The organism is Delftia sp. WSY_7 (assembly GCF_043104845.1).
In the GTDB taxonomy this organism is placed as follows: domain Bacteria; phylum Pseudomonadota; class Gammaproteobacteria; order Burkholderiales; family Burkholderiaceae_C; genus Comamonas; species Comamonas tsuruhatensis.
The window spans coordinates 81,975-99,038 of sequence record NZ_JBICLB010000001.1; the positions used below are offsets into that span (position 1 = coordinate 81,975).

The 17,064-nt window shown below is 69.3% G+C and carries 17 protein-coding genes; 7 read left to right on the forward strand and 10 right to left on the reverse strand.

Features of this window, described 5'->3' with window-relative positions; translation table 11 throughout:
* Positions 1 to 41 precede the first annotated feature (41 nt).
* The 4 genes from ACF8ME_RS00425 to ACF8ME_RS00440 form a co-directional block, all read right to left on the reverse strand.
* Positions 42 to 299, reverse strand: a complete 258-nt coding sequence (locus tag ACF8ME_RS00425; RefSeq protein ID WP_034363106.1) for a SlyX family protein — start codon at positions 297 to 299, stop codon at positions 42 to 44.
* Positions 296 to 1,492 carry a PLP-dependent aminotransferase family protein gene (locus ACF8ME_RS00430; protein WP_016445250.1) on the reverse strand — a complete coding sequence of 399 codons (1,197 nt, stop codon included), beginning with the start codon at positions 1,490 to 1,492 and terminating at the stop codon, positions 296 to 298. Before ACF8ME_RS00430 ends, ACF8ME_RS00425 begins: the two co-directional genes overlap by 4 nt.
* 179 nt (positions 1,493 to 1,671) lie before the next feature.
* On the reverse strand, positions 1,672 to 2,658 hold the full coding sequence (locus tag ACF8ME_RS00435; protein ID WP_392414870.1) for a Bug family tripartite tricarboxylate transporter substrate binding protein: 987 nt from the start codon (positions 2,656 to 2,658) through the stop codon (positions 1,672 to 1,674).
* Positions 2,659 to 2,731: 73 nt separating this feature from the next.
* Positions 2,732 to 4,219, reverse strand: coding sequence for an amidase (locus tag ACF8ME_RS00440; RefSeq protein WP_392414872.1), 1,488 nt, complete (start codon positions 4,217 to 4,219; stop codon positions 2,732 to 2,734).
* A gap of 116 nt (positions 4,220 to 4,335) precedes the next feature.
* Between ACF8ME_RS00440 and ACF8ME_RS00445 the strand changes: the two genes are divergently transcribed.
* A complete protein-coding gene (locus tag ACF8ME_RS00445; protein WP_016445247.1) occupies positions 4,336 to 5,244 on the forward strand; it encodes a LysR family transcriptional regulator in 909 nt (302 codons plus the stop codon).
* A gap of 62 nt (positions 5,245 to 5,306) precedes the next feature.
* Here the strand turns inward: ACF8ME_RS00445 and ACF8ME_RS00450 are convergent, their stop codons facing one another.
* Positions 5,307 to 6,377 carry a YhcG family protein gene (locus ACF8ME_RS00450; protein ID WP_074922995.1) on the reverse strand — a complete coding sequence of 357 codons (1,071 nt, stop codon included), beginning with the start codon at positions 6,375 to 6,377 and terminating at the stop codon, positions 5,307 to 5,309.
* Positions 6,378 to 6,587: 210 nt separating this feature from the next.
* On the opposite strand from ACF8ME_RS00450, the gene nth reads away from it, so the two are divergent.
* Positions 6,588 to 7,241: an endonuclease III gene (nth, locus tag ACF8ME_RS00455; protein WP_016445245.1), complete on the forward strand. Its 654-nt coding sequence runs from the start codon at positions 6,588 to 6,590 to the stop codon at positions 7,239 to 7,241.
* Between the two features lie 3 nt (positions 7,242 to 7,244).
* Here the strand turns inward: nth and ACF8ME_RS00460 are convergent, their stop codons facing one another.
* Both ACF8ME_RS00460 and ACF8ME_RS00465 read right to left on the reverse strand, forming a co-directional pair.
* Positions 7,245 to 8,252 (reverse strand): Bug family tripartite tricarboxylate transporter substrate binding protein, encoded by a 1,008-nt coding sequence (locus ACF8ME_RS00460; RefSeq protein ID WP_392414873.1) that lies wholly within the window; start codon positions 8,250 to 8,252, stop codon positions 7,245 to 7,247.
* Positions 8,253 to 8,298: 46 nt separating this feature from the next.
* Entirely contained in the window at positions 8,299 to 8,787 is a 489-nt protein-coding gene (locus tag ACF8ME_RS00465) for a DUF3237 domain-containing protein (RefSeq protein ID WP_043819387.1), read from the reverse strand.
* A gap of 189 nt (positions 8,788 to 8,976) precedes the next feature.
* On the opposite strand from ACF8ME_RS00465, the gene ACF8ME_RS00470 reads away from it, so the two are divergent.
* A complete protein-coding gene (locus tag ACF8ME_RS00470) occupies positions 8,977 to 9,747 on the forward strand; it encodes a LuxR C-terminal-related transcriptional regulator (protein ID WP_392414940.1) in 771 nt (256 codons plus the stop codon).
* A 12-nt stretch (positions 9,748 to 9,759) separates the two neighbouring features.
* On the opposite strand, the gene ACF8ME_RS00475 is transcribed toward ACF8ME_RS00470, so the two are convergent.
* Positions 9,760 to 10,767 carry a tripartite tricarboxylate transporter substrate binding protein gene (locus ACF8ME_RS00475; protein WP_046988005.1) on the reverse strand — a complete coding sequence of 336 codons (1,008 nt, stop codon included), beginning with the start codon at positions 10,765 to 10,767 and terminating at the stop codon, positions 9,760 to 9,762.
* Between the two features lie 143 nt (positions 10,768 to 10,910).
* Between ACF8ME_RS00475 and ACF8ME_RS00480 the strand changes: the two genes are divergently transcribed.
* The gene (locus tag ACF8ME_RS00480) at positions 10,911 to 11,816 is read left to right on the forward strand and encodes a LysR family transcriptional regulator (protein WP_197065189.1); all 906 of its coding nucleotides are present in this window, start codon (positions 10,911 to 10,913) and stop codon (positions 11,814 to 11,816) included.
* Here the strand turns inward: ACF8ME_RS00480 and ACF8ME_RS00485 are convergent.
* Positions 11,792 to 12,538 carry a GNAT family N-acetyltransferase gene (locus ACF8ME_RS00485; protein WP_046239419.1) on the reverse strand — a complete coding sequence of 249 codons (747 nt, stop codon included), beginning with the start codon at positions 12,536 to 12,538 and terminating at the stop codon, positions 11,792 to 11,794. The genes ACF8ME_RS00480 and ACF8ME_RS00485 overlap by 25 nt on opposite strands.
* A gap of 105 nt (positions 12,539 to 12,643) precedes the next feature.
* Here ACF8ME_RS00485 and ACF8ME_RS00490 point away from each other — a divergent pair, with 105 nt between their 5' ends.
* Positions 12,644 to 14,107, forward strand: a complete 1,464-nt coding sequence (locus tag ACF8ME_RS00490; RefSeq protein WP_392414876.1) for a PLP-dependent aminotransferase family protein — start codon at positions 12,644 to 12,646, stop codon at positions 14,105 to 14,107.
* Positions 14,108 to 14,127: 20 nt separating this feature from the next.
* Here the strand turns inward: ACF8ME_RS00490 and cobT are convergent, their stop codons facing one another.
* The gene (gene cobT, locus ACF8ME_RS00495; RefSeq protein WP_392414942.1) at positions 14,128 to 15,210 is read right to left on the reverse strand and encodes a nicotinate-nucleotide--dimethylbenzimidazole phosphoribosyltransferase; all 1,083 of its coding nucleotides are present in this window, start codon (positions 15,208 to 15,210) and stop codon (positions 14,128 to 14,130) included.
* Between the two features lie 272 nt (positions 15,211 to 15,482).
* Between cobT and ACF8ME_RS00500 the strand changes: the two genes are divergently transcribed.
* Complete coding sequence (locus ACF8ME_RS00500) at positions 15,483 to 16,250, forward strand: FadR/GntR family transcriptional regulator (protein ID WP_016445234.1); 768 nt, start codon at positions 15,483 to 15,485, stop codon at positions 16,248 to 16,250.
* Positions 16,251 to 16,396: 146 nt separating this feature from the next.
* The gene (locus ACF8ME_RS00505; RefSeq protein WP_016445233.1) at positions 16,397 to 17,035 is read left to right on the forward strand and encodes an aldolase; all 639 of its coding nucleotides are present in this window, start codon (positions 16,397 to 16,399) and stop codon (positions 17,033 to 17,035) included.
* Positions 17,036 to 17,064: the final 29 nt, after the last annotated feature.

Genomic DNA, 17,064 nt, shown 5'->3' on the forward strand with positions numbered 1-17,064 from the left:
GGCAGGGCCTGGCCTGGGCATTAGCATGCAGCCCTGCGCACTCAATAGTGCGGGGGCAGCTCGTCGCGCAGATGGGTCGCACCGCCGGCGGGCCCGCCCTCCGGCACCCGTCGGCGCAGGTCGCGCAGTTCGTCCAGGAGCCGGTCGATCTGCTGCTGCTGGCGGTAGATGGTCAGGTTCAGTTGCTCCAGCAGGTCGTCGGTGTAGCTGGCCTTGATCTCCAGCTCCATCACGCGCGCCTGCAGGGCCTGGGCCTCGTCGCGTTCGCCCCTGCGCTCGTTGTCCCCTGCCACGCTCACGCCTTGAGCGCCTGGGCCAGGCGGGCGATGCCTTCGCGGATCTTGTCCTCGTCGGCCGTGGCGAACGAAAGGCGGAAGCTGGTGGCATCGGGGTTTTGCGCGAAGAACGGCGCGCCCGGCACAAAGGCCACGCCCTGGGCGATGGCCCGCTTGGCCAGCTCGCCGGCATCGGCCAGCGCGCCGCCCTTGCCGGTCAGGCGCACCCACAGGAACAGGCCGCCCTGGGGCTGCAGGAATTCCACGGCATCGCCGAGGTGCTCGCGCAGCGCATCGCCCATGGCCTTGGCGCGGCGCGCATAGACCTCGCGCACATGGGCCAGCGTGGCGGGCATGGCGCCGGACTTCAGGTACTGCGCGGCCGTGGCCTGGGCAAAGGTGCTGGTGTGGGCGTCGCTGAACTGCTTGCACATCACGGCGCGGGCCAGCAGCTCGGGCGGGGCCACCAGCCAGCCGATGCGCAGGCCGGGGCTGAGCACCTTGCTCAGCGAGCCGCAGTGCGCCAGCCAATCGCGGCTGCCGGGCACCTGGCTGGACAGGGCCAGCAGGCTGGGAGGTGGCGCCTCGCCAAAATACAGGTCGCCGTAGGGATCGTCTTCCACCACCAGGGTCTGGTACTTGACGGCCAGCTCCAGCACCTTCTTGCGACGCTCCAGGCTCAGCATGGCGCCGCTGGGATTGCCGAAGGTGGGAATCAGGTAGACCAGCTTGGGGCGGTGCTCGGCAATGAGCTTTTCCAGCGCATCGACCTGGGCGCCTTCGGCATCGATGGGCGCGCTGATGACTTGCGCGCCGTACAGGCGAAAGCACTGGATGGTGGCCAGGAAGGTCGGGCCTTCCACGATGACCTTGTCGCCGGGGTTGATCATGGTCTTGCCCAGCAGGTCCAGCGCCTGCTGGCTGCCCGTGGTGACCACCAGTTGCTCGGGGGCCAGCTCACGCACGCCCTTGCCCGCCATGAAGGCGGCGATCTGCTCGCGCAGCGGCTGGTAGCCCTCGGTGGCGCCGTACTGCAGCGCGGCGCCCGGCTCCTGCTGCAGCGCTGCCTGGGAGGCGGCGCTGATGCCGGCCACGTCGAACATGGCGCTGTCCGGGAAACCACCCGCGAAGCTGATGATGCCGGGCTTGCCCAGCAGCTTGAACAGCTCGCGGATGGCGGAGGTTTCTACGTTGTTCAGACGGTCGGCGAATTGCATGGGCAGGATTCTCGTTGTCGATGCGATGAAAAGGCGAAGCCTGCATTGTCGCCAATCCTGCCGCAGCTTTCCTGCACGATTAGAAGTCCCCTGAGTCGCTTCGCGCCTTCCCGTTGCACGGCGCCCCCCAAGGGGGACGACGCCATCTCTGCCCCCTCTCTCCCGGAAGGCAGCTGCGTTCAATCCACCTTGATGTCGGCCCTGGCGGCCACGGCGCGCATCTGCGGCAGTTCGCGCTCTATGCGCTCCTGCAGCGCGCTGCCCGGACCCCATGCGGGCGACAGGCCGATGTCCACCAGCTTCTTCTTCATGGCCGGCTCGGCCATGGTGTCAGCCAGCGCCTTTTCCAGCCTCCTCTGGATGGGAGCGGGCAGGCCGGCCGGTGCGAGGAAGGCAAACCAGGTGTCCATGGCAAAGCCGGGGTAGCCGCTTTCGGCCACGGTGGGCACCTGGGGCAGCAGGGGCAGGCGCTGCGGGCCCAGGGCCGCGATGGGGCGGATCTTGCCGGCCTTGATCAGCGGGGTGGTAGCCACCACCGTGTCCACGGCCACCTGCACCTGGCCGCCCATCAGCGCGGTGAGGCTGGGCGAGCTGCCGTTGAAGGGCACGTGCACCATGCGCATGCCCGTGGCGGTCTTGAGCATTTCGCCACCGAAGTGCACCGACGACCCCGTGCCGAAGGAGCCGTAGGACAGCTTGTCCGGATCGGCCTTGGCCAGGGCCACGAGTTCAGGCAGGGTGCGTGCAGGCGTTTCGTTGTGCGCCACCAGCACCAGCCCCATGTCGGCTACCAGGCCCAGCGGCGTGAAGCTGCGCAGCGGATCGTAGGGCAGCGGGTTGCGGATCACGGGGTTCAGCGTCAGCGTGGTGCTGGCGCCCAGCAGCAGCGTGTAGCCATCGGGCGGCGCCTTGGCCACCAGCGCGCCCGCCACCACGGTGCCCGCGCCGGGACGGTTTTCCACCACCACGGGCTGGCCCAGGCGCTCTCCCAGCGATGTGGCCAGCAGGCGGCCCAGGATGTCGGTGGCGCCGCCGGGCGCAAAGGGCACGACCAGCTTGATCGGGCGATCCGGGTAGGACTGGGCCTGGGCATGCGCCAAGGGCAAGGCAAGCGCAGCGGCGCCGGCCATCAGGCACGACAGAAAACGGGAACGGGACAAGGCCATGGCACGGATCTCCTGGGGAACGAGGGAACGGGAACCTGGGAACAGCTCAATGCGGCAATTCAGTCGTCAGTCTTCAGTCGAGCAGCGGGCTGCGCACGCGCGAGAAGCCGCCGGCCTGGTCATAGGCATGGCCGATCTGCAGCACGGCCAGGTCGGCCTGCGCCGGGCCGATGATCTGCAGCCCGGCAGGCAAGCCCTGCGGCCCGAAGCCCGCAGGCGCGGCCAGGGCCGGAAGGCCGGCCATGGTGGCAGGCACCACGGTCTGCATCCAGCGGTGGTAGGTGTCCATCTCGCGGCCGTCCACGGCGTGAGGCCAGTCCAGCGCTGCGTCGAAGGGAAAGACCTGGGCGGAGGGCAGCACCAGAAAGTCGTAGCTGTCGAACAGGCGGCGCAATGTTTCATACCAGGCCGAGCGCACGCGCGCCGCGTCATAGACGGCCATGGCCGGCAGCGCCAGGCCGCGCTCGATTTCCCAGAGGGCCTCGGGCTTGAGCAAGGCATGCGTGACCGGGTCGCGGTACAAGGCGGCGTTGACCCCGGCCACGCTGAAGCTGCGCAGGTCGATCCAGGCGCGCCACAGGCGCTCGAAGTCGAAGGCCGGCACGGCCTCTTCCACCGTGCAGCCGATGGTATTGAAATGCTGCAGCGCCGCGCGGCAGGTCTCCAGCAGGCCGGGCTCGGTGGGCAGGTGCCCGCCCAGGTCCCCCAGCCAGCCGATGCGCAGGCCCTTGCAGTCGCGCTGCAGCTGCGCGGTCCAGTCTTTGGGCGGCTCGCTGCGGCGGGTCAGCGGCAGGCGTGCATCAAAGCCTGCCTGCACGGACAGCAGCAGGGCCAGGTCGGGAATGTCCCGCGCCATGGGGCCGGCCACGCTGAACTGCTGGAAGAACACCTCCTCCGAAGGGCCATGCGGCACGCAGCCCACCGAGGTGCGCAGTCCGTAGACATGGTTGAAGGCGGCCGGCGTGCGCAGCGAGCCCATCATGTCCGAGCCATCGGCCACGGGCAGCATGCGCAGCGCCACGGCCACGCCCGCCCCGCCGCTGCTGCCGCCTGCCGATCGCGAAGGATCGAAGGCATTGCGCGTGGTCCCGTAGACCGGGTTGTAGGTATGCCCGCCCAGGCCGAACTCGGGCGAATTGCTGCGTGCCACGAAGAGCGCACCGCCTGCGCGCATGCGCTCGAACACCACGCAATCGGCCTGCGACAGCTGGTTCGCGAAGATCGGCGATCCCTTGGTCGTCACCATGCCGGCCGCCGGCATGATGTCCTTGGGTGCCTGGGGAAAGCCGTGCAGCGGCCCCAGGCTCTGGCCGCGCGCCAGCAGCGTATCCAGCTCGCGGGAGCGGCCGCGCAGCCAGTCCCGGTCCAGCGGAGATACCAGCGCGTTGACCACGGGGTTGAGGCGGTCGATCTGCGCGCAATAGGCATCCAGCACCTCCACGCAGGACAGCTCGCGGCCGTGGATGGCCTTGGACAGCGCGACGGCCGACATCTCCACCACGGCACCGCCCCCGGTGGCCAGACCCGGCTGCAGCGCAGCGGCGCTTGTGCTTGACTCCATGGATTTCCTCGTTTTTGTGACAGAACGAAGTCAGCATAAGCAGGCGCAAATATTTCGACAATCGCCATTTTCTCGGCTTATCGTTGCGTTTTCCGCAAACCATAAATGGGAGCCACATGCTTTCCAACCGCCTTCAGGACACGGCCCTGCGCTACTTTCTCGAAGTGGTGCGCAGCGGCTCGGTCAGCGATGCCGCCGCGCGGCTCAACGTCTCGCCCTCGGCCGTGAGCCGCCAGGTCGCCGGTCTGGAAGAGATGCTGGGCGTGCCGCTGTTCGAGCGCCGCCCGCGCGGCATGGCGCCCAGCCCGGCAGGCGAGCTGCTGGCCGCCCACGCGCGCCGCGGTGCGCTGGAGGCCGACCGCGTGGTCTCGGACATCGAGGCCCTGCAGGGCCTGCGCCGGGGCGTGGTGCGCGTGTGCAGCTCGGGCGGCTTTGCCATCGAATTCCTGCCGCGCGCCATGGCGCTGTTTCGTGAACAGTACCCGGGCATGCAGTTCCACCTGCGCGTGGAAGCGCCTGCCGCCGTGACCCAGGCCGTGCTGGGCGGCGAGGCCGATGTCGGCCTGACCTACAGCCGTGCGGCGGCACGCGATATCGAGGTCTGGCACCGCCAGGTCTCGCCCGTGGTCGCCATCATGCGGCCCGACCACGCACTGGCCCGGCATGCCAGCATCACCCTGGCCCAGATGCATCCCCATGCCATTGCCCTGCCCGAGGACGCCAACACCGCGCGCCAGCTGTTCGACATTGCCTGCAGCCACCGGCGCCTGGTGTTCGAGCCTGCCCTGGTCAGCGGCCAGTTCGAGACCCTGGTGCACTTCGTGCTGCATGGCGGCGGCCTGTCATTGGGTGGTGAGGTCACCATGCGCGAGCGTGTGCGCCGTGGCGAACTGCATGCGGTGCCCATACGCGAACGCGGCATGAATGCACGCGCCATCGAGCTGCAGACGCTGGCAGGCCGCACGCTGTCCAAGGGAGTGCGGGCCTTCGTGGAGCATCTGCGGGAGCTGCTGCCTCCCGGGTAAGAAGACGAAGTAGAAGAAGCAGAGAAAGACGGAAGGGATGGACTGCAGGCCGGCGCCCGTGCTCAGCCCTGCCCGACTTCCAGGTGGCACTGTGCCCAGTGCCACTGCGCCCGGCGCGTGGCCTCCCGCAGCCGCTGGGCCAGCACATGGCGAGCAGGCAGGCCGGGCAGATACTCGGCCATCTGGACGCCGCCGCGGCCCAGCTCCAGCAGTTCGATCTGCTCCGAGCTGTTGCCCGAGCACAGCATGATGCCCAGCGGCGCATCCTCGCCCGGCTCATGCTCATGCCGATCCAGCCAGCGCAGGTAGTGCTCCATCCGATCCTTGTCCTCGGCCGCGAATTCGCCCACCTTCAGCTCCACCGCCACCAGCCGCCGCAGCCTGCGGTGGTAGAACAGCAGGTCAAGCTGGAAATCCTGGTCATCCATCTGCATGTGCCTTTGCCGCGCCACCAGGCTGAAGCCCATGCCCGACTTCAGGAAAAAGGCTTCCATCTCGCGGATGACGGCCGCCTGCAGGTCGCCCTCCTGCCAGGCATCGTGCAGCCCCAGGAAGTCGAGGATGTAGGGGTCTCGCATGAACAGCGCTGGCGACATGCGCTCGGTGGCTCGCTGCGTGGGCTCCTGCGCGACCAGCGTGTCCGTATCGAAGGACAGCACGGTGCGCTCGTACAGCCGGGAATCGATGCGGCTGCGCAGCGTGCGGGCGCTCCAGCGCTCAATGCTCGCCATGCTGGCGTAGTACTCGCGCTGCAGGGCGTCCTTGAGCGGAATCAGCGCGATGAAATGCGCCCAGCTCAACTGCCGCGTGGGCGAGATGACCAGGGGCTCATCAGGAAAGGTGGTGGAGAACTGCACCATGCGCCACAGGTTCTTTTCCGAGAAACTGCCGCCATAGCCCTGGACCAGATGCCCGGCCAGGGAGGGCAGGACCTTGTCGCTGCAGCCGGCCTGCCGCACCTCGGATTCGCAGTCATGGATGTGCTGGCCGATATGCCAGTACAGCAGGGTCATTTCGCTGTTGATGGTGGAAGCCACCCGAAGCCGCGCGGCCTCGATCAGGTCGCGGACATCACCCAGCAGGGTCTGCGCCGCCGCGATCGCGGGAGAAACGGATATCTTGCGAGTGGCCATGCGGTCGCCCCCTCCTGGTGGCGTGTTGTCTGTATGTGTGGTGTCGGCGGAATCGATCCGGCCCACTATTGCCATGCGGCCCCAGCACGTCAACGCCGCAACGGCATAACCAGACGATCTGGCCCTCGCAGACATCAAAAACCAGAACAGTCCTAGAAATCACACTTGCACGACAATGCTCGCCACATCGATGGACACGCGCTTCCCACAATGAAAACCACCAGCATCGAACCCTTCTTCGCCACACTCAAGGCCGCCAACCCCTCGCCCCAGACCGAGCTGGAATACACCAACGTCTTCGAGCTGCTGTCTGCCGTGCTGCTCTCGGCCCAGGCCACGGACGTGGGCGTCAACAAGGCCACGCGCAAGCTGTTTCCCGTGGCCAATACGCCCCAGGCCATCCTGGACCTGGGACTTGAAGGGCTGGAGGGCTACATCAAGACCATCGGCCTGTACCGCAGCAAGGCCAAACACCTGATGCAGACCTGCCAGATCCTGGTCGAGCGCCACGGCGGCCAGGTGCCGCGCACGCGCGAGGAACTGGAAGCCCTGCCCGGCGTGGGCCGCAAGACCGCCAACGTGGTGCTCAACGTGGCCTTTGGCCAGCCCACCATGGCCGTGGACACGCACATCTTCCGCGTGGGCAACCGCACGGGCCTGGCGCCGGGCAAGACGCCGCTGGCGGTGGAAATGCAGCTCATGAAGCGCGTGCCGCCGGCCTATGCCGTGGACTCGCACCACTGGCTCATCCTGCTGGGCCGCTACGTCTGCCAGGCCCGCAAGCCACGCTGCTGGGAGTGCGTGGTGGCGCCGTACTGCGACTACTCGCCCAAGACGCCTGCGCCGGCTGCGGGCAAGCGCTGAGCTTCAATCGGCCTTGAAGCCCGTGGCCGCCACGGCCTTGCCCCAGGTGACCGTGTCGGCGCGCATGATGCGGGCGAGTTCGTCGCCCGTGGTGCCCGTCACGCGGAAACCGGCCTCTTCCAGCCGGCTGCGGCTGTCGGGCTGCTGCAGGGCGCGCACGATGTCGGCCTGCAGCCTGGCCACGATCTCGGGCGGTGTCTTGGCGGGCGCGACCACGCCGAACCAGGAATTGAACTCCAGCGACGGATAGCCCTGCTCACCGATGGTGGGCAGCTCGGGCATGGACGGGGTGCGCGTGGCGCCCGTGCTGCCCAGGGCCGTGAGCTTGCCGGCCTTGACCTGGGGCGCGGCCAGGGCCGCCGTGGCGAAGACGGCCTGCACGTCGCCGCTGAACAGGCCGCCCAGGGCATCGTTGGTGTTCTTGTAGTGCACGGGCTCGGGCCTGAGCTGCACGGCATTGCCGAACATGAAGGCGCCGAAGTGGCCTGGCGTGCCGGCACCGAAGGTGGCGATGAACAGCTCCTTGCGCTGGCGCGCCCAGGCCACGAAATCGGGCACGTTGCGGGCCGGCACTTTCTGCGGATTGACCAGCAGCACGAAGTCGGAGGTGACGACCTGGCTGACGGGCACAAAGTCCTTTTGCGGGTCGTAGGGCAGGCGCTGGTAGGTGTTGGGCGCAATGCTGAGCTGGCCGGTCTCGCCCAGCATCAGCGTGTAGCCGTCAGGCACGGCGCGTGCCGCCTCGCTGGCGGCGATGAGGCCGCCAGCGCCCGGCTTGTTGTCCACGACCACGCCCAGGTTGCCCCATTGCTCGGAGAGTTTCTGCGCGAGCAGGCGCGCCACGATGTCCGGCCCCGTTCCCGCAGGAAAGCCGACGAGCAGGCGCACGGGCTTGCTCGGAAAAGCAGGCTGGGCGCTGGCCGCGGCCCAGGGAGCCAGGCCGGTGGCCAGCACGGCGGCAAGAGTGCAGGCCACGGCGGCGCGGCGCGCCTTGGATGCAGGGTTGTTCATGTGTTGTGTCTCCTGTGTTGTAGGTATCGAAGCGGGGAAGGCCCCCTCAGAGCAGCTCGTGAAAGCGCATCTGCACGCGGTCGGGATGGCGCGCGCCGGTGCCGAAGAACAGGCGCTCGTTGATCCAGGCCAGCGCCCGGCTGGCCGTCTCCATGCGGGGCGCGCAGCGGAAATAGATGTGCGCGGGGTCCACGGGCTCGCCGCGCGCCAGCTTTGCCATGAGCGCCGGGTCGCCGCTGCGCAGTGCTTGGTTGCAGACATAGATCAGGTCGCCGGCATCGGTCTCCAGCACATAGCGCGCGTCGAGTTCGGCCAGCCCGCCGTGCACGATGCGCTGGAAGTCCGCGCCTCCGGGCAGCACGCGCGCGCTCCAGCCGTCGCCCCGGGCCGTGCCGCCCAGGATGGGGATCAGCCGGCGCCCGCCGTGCGCCGTGGCACCGACCTCCTGCGGCGGGCCCACCTGCACGCTCAGGTCGGCGAAGAAGCGAAAGCGCGGATCGGGCAAGGCCGCAAGCTGCGGCACGTCATCTGGCATGGTTCTGGGGCTCCGGTGAATGGGATCGGGACCTAGCATAAGCACCATTGCCCGTGCAGGCCGTCATCCCGGAAGATGACAGCGCCCTGCCCGCCCCTGCCTTCCCCCTTGAGACACTGGACCTGCCCCTCCCCCGCCCTTGACGCCAGCGCCTTGCCCGGCCAGGCGTCCAGCCATGCGCTGGGCCAGATGGTGTCCAGCCTGGGTGGGCCGGGCTTCGCCCTGCAGGTGCTGCAGGCCATGAACGCGCTGCTGCCTGTCGCCTCCTGGTCGGTCTACCGCACGGGGCAGCGCAGCCGGCCGCAGCTGTTCCTGTCGGCCAGCAGCGAGGCGCGCGACACCACGCGCGAGTGCTGGCGCGCCTATCTCTCAGGCCCCCATCTGCGCGACAGCACGTGGAAGCACGGCGGCACAGCGCCGGCACGCAGCACGGCGCTGTGCCACATCACGGCCCAGGAGGTGGAAGGCGAGCACCGCGCCCTGGTCTACGACGCGCACGGCATGGCCGAGCGCGTATCCATCGTCGAGCACCAGGACGACGGCGGTGTGTTTGCCGTCAATTTCTATCGCCACCAGCACCAGAGGGCACTGGGCGATGCGCAGATCGACCGCTTCGGGAGCATGGCCCCCGTGCTGCTGGCCCTGGCGCACAAGCACATCGCGCTGACGCAGGCGCAGCCCGCCGTGGCTGCGGCATCGGCGTCCCCAGCCCCCCAGCCCAGACAGCGCCAGACATTGCCCGCCCTGCGCATGCGCCTGCTGCAGGCACAGCCCGGCCTGACGCCGCGCGAACTCGATGTCTGCGCCCGGCTGCTGCAGGGCATGACGCATGAGGGCATTGCCTGCGACCTGTGCCTGAGCCTGCCCACCGTCAAGACCTACCGTAACCGCGCCTTTGCACGGCTGGGCATCCACTTTCGCAGCGAGCTGTTCGCGCTGGCCATGGAGCCGCAGGGCTGAAGGGGCCGGGGCTCAGTCCAGCGAGGCGCCGGAGTCCTTCACAATGCGCGCCCACTTGGCGATGTCCTCGCGCAGCAGGGCCGCCATCCGGTCCGGTGACACGGGCTTGTCGGCCGGGCCGGCCAGCTCCACGCCCGAGGCTTCGAGCTTGCCGCGCAGATCGCCGGCCGCCAGCGCGCGGGCCATGCCGTCCTGCAACTGCGCCAGCACCGGCGCGGGCACGCCTTCAGGAGCAAACAGCCCTACCCACAGCGTGCCGTTGTAGCCGGGCACCGTTTCGCCAATGGTGGGTACATCAGGCAGCAGCGGCGATCGCGCCGCGCCGCTCACGGCCAGCGCGCGCAGCCGGCCGGCCTGGATATGGGGCAGCGTTGACGGCAGGCTGCCGAACAGCAGCGGTACCTGCCCGCCCAGCACATCGTTGAGCGCGGGCGCCACGCCCTTGTAGGGCACATGCTGCAGCTGGATGCCCGCCATGCTGTTGAGCATCTCGCCCAGCAGATGGTTGAGCGTGCCGTTGCCGGCCGAGGCATAGCGGAACTCGTCGGGCCGGCCCCGGGCCATGGAGATCAGCTCGGGCACGGATTTGGCCGCAAAGCCGGGATGGGCCAGCAGCACATTGGGCACGGAGCCGATCAGGCCGATGGGCCGGAAGTCCTTCACCGGATCGAAGCCCGGTTTGCGGTACAGCGCGGGGTTGATGGCCTGGCTGCTGCTGATGGTCATCAGCAGGGTATGCCCGTCGCGCGGCGCCTTGGCCACGGCCTGTGTGCCGATGTTGCCGCCCGCACCGGGCCGGTTCTCGACCACCACGCTGGCGCCCAGCACCTCGGCCAGCTTCTGGCTGACCAGCCGGCCCACGATGTCATTGGTGCCGCCCGGCGCCTGCGGGACGATCATCACGATGGGCCGCGCGGGCCAGGCCTGGGCACGGCCCAGCAGGGGCAAGGCGAGTGCAGCGGCCAGCAGGCTTCGGCGGCGCAAAAGGCTCGACGGCAGGGGAAAGGAAGAATCCGGCATGGTCATGTCTCCATTTGTTCTTGTCGCAAGCCCGCATGGTTGCCCGTGCCGGGCCAGCGCACAATCGCGCATTTCCTGACCCGGCCTTCGGAATTGACAAAGCCTTGACCCCGCCCATGCCCTCTTCGCCCTTCATGCCCCTCATGCACTTCGACCTGACGGACCTGCGCCTGTTCGTGCATGCCGCCGAACTGGGCAGCCTCACGCGCGCCTCGCAAAGGCAGCACCTGTCCCTGGCCGCAGCCAGCCTGCGTATCAAGGCGCTGGAGGAGCAGGCGGGCATGCCCCTGCTGTACCGCGAGGCGCGCGGCGTGCGGCCCACGCCGGCCGGCGAAGCCTTCCTGCACCATGCGCGCGGCATGCTGCTGCAGTCCGAGCAGTTGCGCCACGACCTGCAGGAGTACGGCGCCGGCCTGCGCGGCCATGTGCGGGTGTTTGCCAACACCACGGCCGTGACCGATTTCCTGCCCGAGATACTGCCGGCCTTTCTTGCCGACCACCCGCGCGTGAACGTGGACCTGCAGGAGCGGCCCAACGCCGAGATCGCGCGCGGCGTGCTCGACGGCCGGGCCGACCTGGGCATCGTGGCCGGCCAGGTGGACACGCTGGGCCTGCAGACCATCCACTTCAGCACCGACCGGCTGGTGCTGGCCACGCCGCGCGGCCACCGCTTTGCGCGGCGCAAGCGCATTGCGTTTGCCGAGACGCTGGACGAGGACGCCATCGGCATGCAGCAGGGCAGCACGCTGCAGACCTTTCTGGCGGGTGTGACCGAGCGCCTGGGCAAGCCCATGAAGCTGCGCATACAGCTGTCCAGCTTCGACGCCATGTGCCGCATGATCGGCGCCGGCGTGGGCATAGGCATCGTTCCCGAGAGCGCCGCGCGGCGCAACCGCGAAAGCATGGGGCTGGCGCTGATCGATCTGACCGACGCCTGGAGCGTGCGCGAGCGCCGCATCCTCGTGCGCGATCAGGGCCGGCTGCCGCGCCATGCGCAGGCCCTGATCGAGGTGCTGCAGGCCTACTACGCCACGCCGGCAGGCTCCTGAGCCGGCTGCGCTCCCGGCTCCATCAGGCTGGACAGCGAAAGGACCTGCCCGCCGCCCGCATCGAAGTTGCCCGGCTCCAGCCAGCGCTGGTAGGCCGCGCGCAGCGCCGGCCATTCGCTGTCGATGATGGAGAACCAGGCCGTGTCGCGGCTGCGGCCCTTGTAGACCACGGCCTGGCGGAACACCCCCTCGAACCGGAAGCCCAGGCGCGCCGCTGCGGCACGCGACGGCGCATTTAGGCTGTCGCACTTCCACTCGTAGCGGCGGTAGCCCAGCTCGTCGAAGGCGCGCTGCATCAGCAGGAACTGCGCCTCGGTGGCCGCACGCGTGCGCTTGAGCTGGCGCGAGTAGCAGACAAAGCCCACTTCCATCACGCCGCTGGCCGTGTCCACGCGCATCAGCGCCAGCGAGCCGATGGCACGGCCCGTGGCCAGGTCGATGACGGCGTGGTGCAGCGGGTCATCGCTGGCCTGGGCGGCCTCGGCAAAGCGCAGATAGGCCTGGGCATCCGCGAAGGGGCCTACCGACATGTATGTCCAGTCGCTGGCGTCCGGCGCCTGGCTGAAGGCATCGAACAGATCGGCTGCATGGCGCGCGGCGGACAGCGGCTCCAGCCGGCAGTAGCGGCCTTGCATGGGCGTGCGCGGCGGGCGCTGGCGCGGGGTCCAGTTGGGAAGGTCGTGGCCTACGGGTTGGGAGTGGGCGTTGAGTGCGGGGGGCATCGGAGATTCCTGGTCAGGTCATTTGGCAGGGCCACGATAGCGCCCGCGTGGCATCATTGAAAGCGCCATATCTTCCTTATTTCATGGTGCCACGCTGTCCATCGCATGCACGCCCCCGACCTGCTGACCAGTCCCTTGCAATCCGGCCCTGGAGCGGCTCCCCGCCAGCGCCAGCTGATCCAGCGCCTGAAGCAGGCCATCCTGGCTGGCCGGCTGCCGGCCGGTGACCGCCTGCCGGCCTCGCGCTCGCTGGCGGAGGATCTGGGAGTCTCGCGCAACACCGTGCTCATCGCCTACGAGCAACTGGCGGCCGAAGGCTATGTGGTCGCCGACCGGCAGGGCACGCGCGTGGCGGCTGTGTCCACCCATTCCGCGGCAGCCGCCGAGGCCGCCGCCGCGCCCCCCTGCGTACCCCGCACGGCACGGCGCCTGGACCGCATCGTGCCCACGCGTCATGCCATTGACCGCAGCCTGCCCCTGACGCCGGGCACGCCCGCGCTGGACAGGTTCCCCCTGCCCGCCTGGCGCCGTTCGCAGGACCGCGCATTGCGCCTTCCCGCCAGCGCCACGCTGGACTATGGCGATCCTGCGGGCGAGCCCGCACTGCGCCAGGCCATTGCGCAGCACCTGCGCATCTCGCGCGGCGTGCGCTGCGATGCCTCGCGCATCATCGTCACCGAAGGCGCCCAGGGCGCGCTGGACCTGTGCGTGCAACTGCTCACCAACCCGGGCGACCATGCCTGGCTGGAGGAGCCCGGCTACCGGGGCGCCAAGTCGGCCTTTGCGGGGGGAGACCTGTGCGTCAGCACACTGCGCGTGGATGCGGATGGCGCAGCCATTGCCCCCGGCCTGTGGGACAGCCATCCTCTACGGCTGATCCAGATCACGCCGTCGCACCAATATCCCACGGGCGCCGTGCTGTCGGTGGCGCGCCGGCTGGACCTGCTGGAGCGCGCGCGCCGCGCGGGGGCCTGGATCATCGAGGACGACTACGACAGCGAATTCCGCCACCAGGGCACGCCCATCGCCGCCATGCAGGGCCAGGTGCCGGATGCGCCCGTGCTCTACGTGGGCACCTTCAGCAAGACCATGTTCCCGGCACTGCGCCTGGGCTTTGTGGTGCTGCCGCAGGCCCTGGCCACCAGCGCGGCATCCGCCGTGCAGGAGATGCTGCGCGGCGGCCACCGCCTGGAGCAGCTGGCCATGGCGGACTTCATGGAAAGCGGCCAGTTCTCGCGCCACCTGGGCCGCATGCGGCGCCTGTACCGCGAGCGCCAGGCGGCCCTGCGCGAGGCGCTGGCCACGCAACTGGGCGTGGAGCATGAGGTGCTGGGCGGCCACGGCGGCCTGCATCTGACCGTGCGGCTGCCGCCGGACCTGTCCGACAGTGCCATCGTGGAGCAGGCGCGGCGCGCCGGCATGAACCCGGGCGCCCTCTCGTCCTTCGCCCTGGCACCGCTGCCCCAGGACAACGGCCTGGTGATCGGCTATGGCAACACCGATGCCGCGCGCTTCGGCGCGCTGGTCAGGCGGCTGGGCAAGCTGGCGGCAGCTGCGTTACCGCGCTAGCCGCGGCGCGGCTCCAGCGGCTATGCCTCCTCCGAGCGCGTGCTCACCCCGGCCTGCGCAAAGCTGGCCATCTCGCCCAGCATGGCGCAGGCCGACACCAGCAGCGGCCAGGCCAGGGCCGCGCCCGAGCCTTCGCCCAGGCGCAGTTGCCAGTCCAGAAGCGGCTCGGCACCCAGGTGGGCCAGCATGCGCACATGGCCGGGCTCGCCCGAGCGGTGCGAGAAAACGCAGCGCTCCAGCACGGCCGGCTGCAGGCGGCTGGCCACCAGCACGGCGGCCGTGGTGATGAAGCCATCGACCACGATGACGCGCCGCTCGGCAGCGGCCTGCAGCACGGCGCCCACCATGGTGGCAACCTCGAAGCCGCCCATGGCCGCCAGCGCGTCCAGCGGTTCCGTGGCCTGGGCGTGCAGCTGTAGCACCTCCTGCAGCACACCGATCTTGCGCGCCAGCCCGGCCGCATCCAGGCCCGTGCCCGCACCCGTGACCTCGGCCAGCGGTTCGCCGCACAGCCGCGCCAGCAGCAAGGATGCGCTGGAGGTATTGCCAATGCCCATCTCGCCCAGCAGCAGCGCATTGCCCGGCAACTGGCGCACCAGGGCCGCGCCGTTGCGCAGGGCCATGGCGCATTCGGTGGCCGTCATGGCCGGGCCCTGGCTGCAGTCGCGCGTGCCGTAGCCCAGCTTGCGGCGCCACAGGCGCGGCTGGCCGGGCTGGGGAAGCTTGTCGTCGGGGTCCTGCTCGCTCGCGGGAAAGTCGCGTGCCACGCCGCAGTCCACCACGTTCAGCGCCAGCCCATGCTGGCGTGCCAGCACGCTGACGGCGGCGCCGCCGGCCATGAAGTTCTCGACCATCTGCCAGGTCACATCCACCGGATAGGCCGACACGCCGCGCGCAGCCAGCCCATGGTCGGCCGCAAACACCAGCATCTGCGGCTGCTGCAGCACCGGCCTGTCCTGACCCAGGATGCAGGCAATGCGCAGCGCCAGCTGCTCCAGCCGCCCCAGCGCGCCCAGCGGCTTGGTCTTGTGGTCTATGGCGTGCTGCACGCTCTGGGTGAAGGCGGCATCGGCCAGCGAGGCGATGGCGGGAATAACGGCCATAGCGGCAATGGCGCCATCGTGCGAGTGTTCTGTGGGTGCAGCGGAATGCGGGGTGGGCGTTGACATGGCGAAGCGGCCTTGGCCCGGGGCGGGCGTGGCAGGCGGATTGCAAAGGCGCAAGTATGGCGCGCCGCGCAACTCCGGCAGAACCATCGGTCTCTTTCCTGCCGCCATGGATGGTCGGGGCGTCGATTGCCGCAGCAGGCCGTACAGGCCGCACCGTTCTGAGACAATCGCTGCCACACGTGTCTCCCCAGCCCCCCACCCCCTCCATGACGGTTTCCTTCTCGGCCATTCAGCCCGGTCTCAAGCTTGCGGACCAGGTTGCCCGGCAGTTGGAGGCGCGCATCCGCGCCGGCAATCTGCAGCCGGGGCAGAAGCTGCCGACCGAGGCCGAGCTCGTGCAGCAGCTCGAGGTCAGCCGCACCGTGGTGCGCGAGGCGGTGTCCCAGCTCAAGTCGCGCAACTTGGTGGAATCGCGCCAGGGCAGCGGCGTGTTCGTGAAGGCGGCAGGCATAGAGCCACTGGACTTCGAAGGCCTGCCGGCGGCTGGCAGGAATGCGCTGATCCAGATCACCGAGGTGCGCCGCGCACTGGAGACCGAGGTGGCCGAACTCGCGGCGCGGCGGCGCAGCGAAGAGGATATGCAGCGCATCCACGATGCGGAGAGCGCCCTGGCCGAGGCCGTGCGGCTGGGCCGTGACGGCGTGGAGGAAGACATGGCGTTTCACCGCGCCATTGCCCAGGCCTCGGGCAACCCGTTCCTGATCAGCACGCTGGACTACCTGTCGCAGTTCCTGCGCGGCGCCATGCGCATCACGCGCGCCAACGAGGCGCGGCGCGAGGACTTCGGCAAGGCCGTGGAACGCGAGCACCACAGCATCGTGCTGGCCATCGAGGCCGGCGACCCCAAGGCCGCGCGCAAGGCCGCCGCCACGCACATGGGCAACGCCATAGACCGCATCCACCGCGCCGACGCCAGCTTCTGGGAGCAGGACGGCGAACGCCTGGCCCGCGACATCCTGGCCGCCAAGCCCTGAACCTCCGAAACCACCCCTTGGCGCATGGCCAAGGGTTTTCACCTTGTTTGGGTTTTTGCGCAAAATTTGTATGATGACCTGATGACAATATCAGTCACATCTCTTTTTGCACCCCGCACACCCGGCCTTTGCCTGGGCGTTCACCCATGAGCGACGAATCCCGCATCCGCGAGCAGATCTGCGCCACCGGCGCCAGCCTCTACCAGCGGGGCTACACCGTCGGCGCTGCCGGCAACATCAGCGCGCGCCTGCATGACGGCTGGCTGATCACCCCCACCGACGCCTGCCTGGGCCGGCTCGACCCGGCAGAGCTGTCCAAGGTCGATGCCGGCGGGCATTGGGTCAGCGGCGCCAAGCCTTCCAAGACCCTGGTCCTGCATCGGGGCATCTACGGCAATGACGGCGAGGCGTGTGCCGTCATCCACACGCATTCCACCCATCTCGTGGCGCTGACGCTGTCCGGCGTCTGGCGCGAGGACGAGGTGCTGCCGCCCATCACCCCCTACCAGGTCATGAAGGTGGGCCGCATCCCGCTGATCCGCTACCGCCGGCCCGGCGACCCGCAGGCCGCCGCCGAGGTGGCCGCGCTGGCCGGCCAGGTGCGCGGCGCCCTGTTCGAGCGCCTGGGCCCCGTGGTCTGGGAGCGCTCGGTGGAGCAGGCCAGCCATGTGCTGGAAGAGCTGGAGGAGACCGCAAGGCTCTGGCTCATGACCCATCCCCGGCCGCAGCCCCTGGACGCGGCCGCCATCGACGAGCTGCGCACCACCTTCGGGGCGCGCTACTGATTTGCACAGCGGCGCCCACGGCCGCATTC

Bases quoted from the DNA above. Each gene is read 5' to 3' on its own strand.
- ACF8ME_RS00470 (WP_392414940.1), top strand. From the start codon at position 8,977: ATGGTGTCCAGCCTGGGTGGGCCGGGCTTCGCCCTGCAGGTGCTGCAG.
- ACF8ME_RS00430 (WP_016445250.1), bottom strand. From the start codon at position 1,492: ATGCAATTCGCCGACCGTCTGAACAACGTAGAAACCTCCGCCATCCGC.
- ACF8ME_RS00500 (WP_016445234.1), top strand. From the start codon at position 15,483: ATGACGGTTTCCTTCTCGGCCATTCAGCCCGGTCTCAAGCTTGCGGAC.
- ACF8ME_RS00485 (WP_046239419.1), bottom strand. From the start codon at position 12,538: ATGCCCCCCGCACTCAACGCCCACTCCCAACCCGTAGGCCACGACCTT.
- ACF8ME_RS00490 (WP_392414876.1), top strand. From the start codon at position 12,644: ATGCACGCCCCCGACCTGCTGACCAGTCCCTTGCAATCCGGCCCTGGA.
- ACF8ME_RS00505 (WP_016445233.1), top strand. From the start codon at position 16,397: ATGAGCGACGAATCCCGCATCCGCGAGCAGATCTGCGCCACCGGCGCC.
- cobT (WP_392414942.1), bottom strand. From the start codon at position 15,210: ATGGCCGTTATTCCCGCCATCGCCTCGCTGGCCGATGCCGCCTTCACC.
- ACF8ME_RS00465 (WP_043819387.1), bottom strand. From the start codon at position 8,787: ATGCCAGATGACGTGCCGCAGCTTGCGGCCTTGCCCGATCCGCGCTTT.
- ACF8ME_RS00480 (WP_197065189.1), top strand. From the start codon at position 10,911: ATGCACTTCGACCTGACGGACCTGCGCCTGTTCGTGCATGCCGCCGAA.
- ACF8ME_RS00450 (WP_074922995.1), bottom strand. From the start codon at position 6,377: ATGGCCACTCGCAAGATATCCGTTTCTCCCGCGATCGCGGCGGCGCAG.
- ACF8ME_RS00435 (WP_392414870.1), bottom strand. From the start codon at position 2,658: ATGGCCTTGTCCCGTTCCCGTTTTCTGTCGTGCCTGATGGCCGGCGCC.
- ACF8ME_RS00440 (WP_392414872.1), bottom strand. From the start codon at position 4,219: ATGGAGTCAAGCACAAGCGCCGCTGCGCTGCAGCCGGGTCTGGCCACC.
- nth (WP_016445245.1), top strand. From the start codon at position 6,588: ATGAAAACCACCAGCATCGAACCCTTCTTCGCCACACTCAAGGCCGCC.
- ACF8ME_RS00460 (WP_392414873.1), bottom strand. From the start codon at position 8,252: ATGAACAACCCTGCATCCAAGGCGCGCCGCGCCGCCGTGGCCTGCACT.
- ACF8ME_RS00445 (WP_016445247.1), top strand. From the start codon at position 4,336: ATGCTTTCCAACCGCCTTCAGGACACGGCCCTGCGCTACTTTCTCGAA.
- ACF8ME_RS00475 (WP_046988005.1), bottom strand. From the start codon at position 10,767: ATGCCGGATTCTTCCTTTCCCCTGCCGTCGAGCCTTTTGCGCCGCCGA.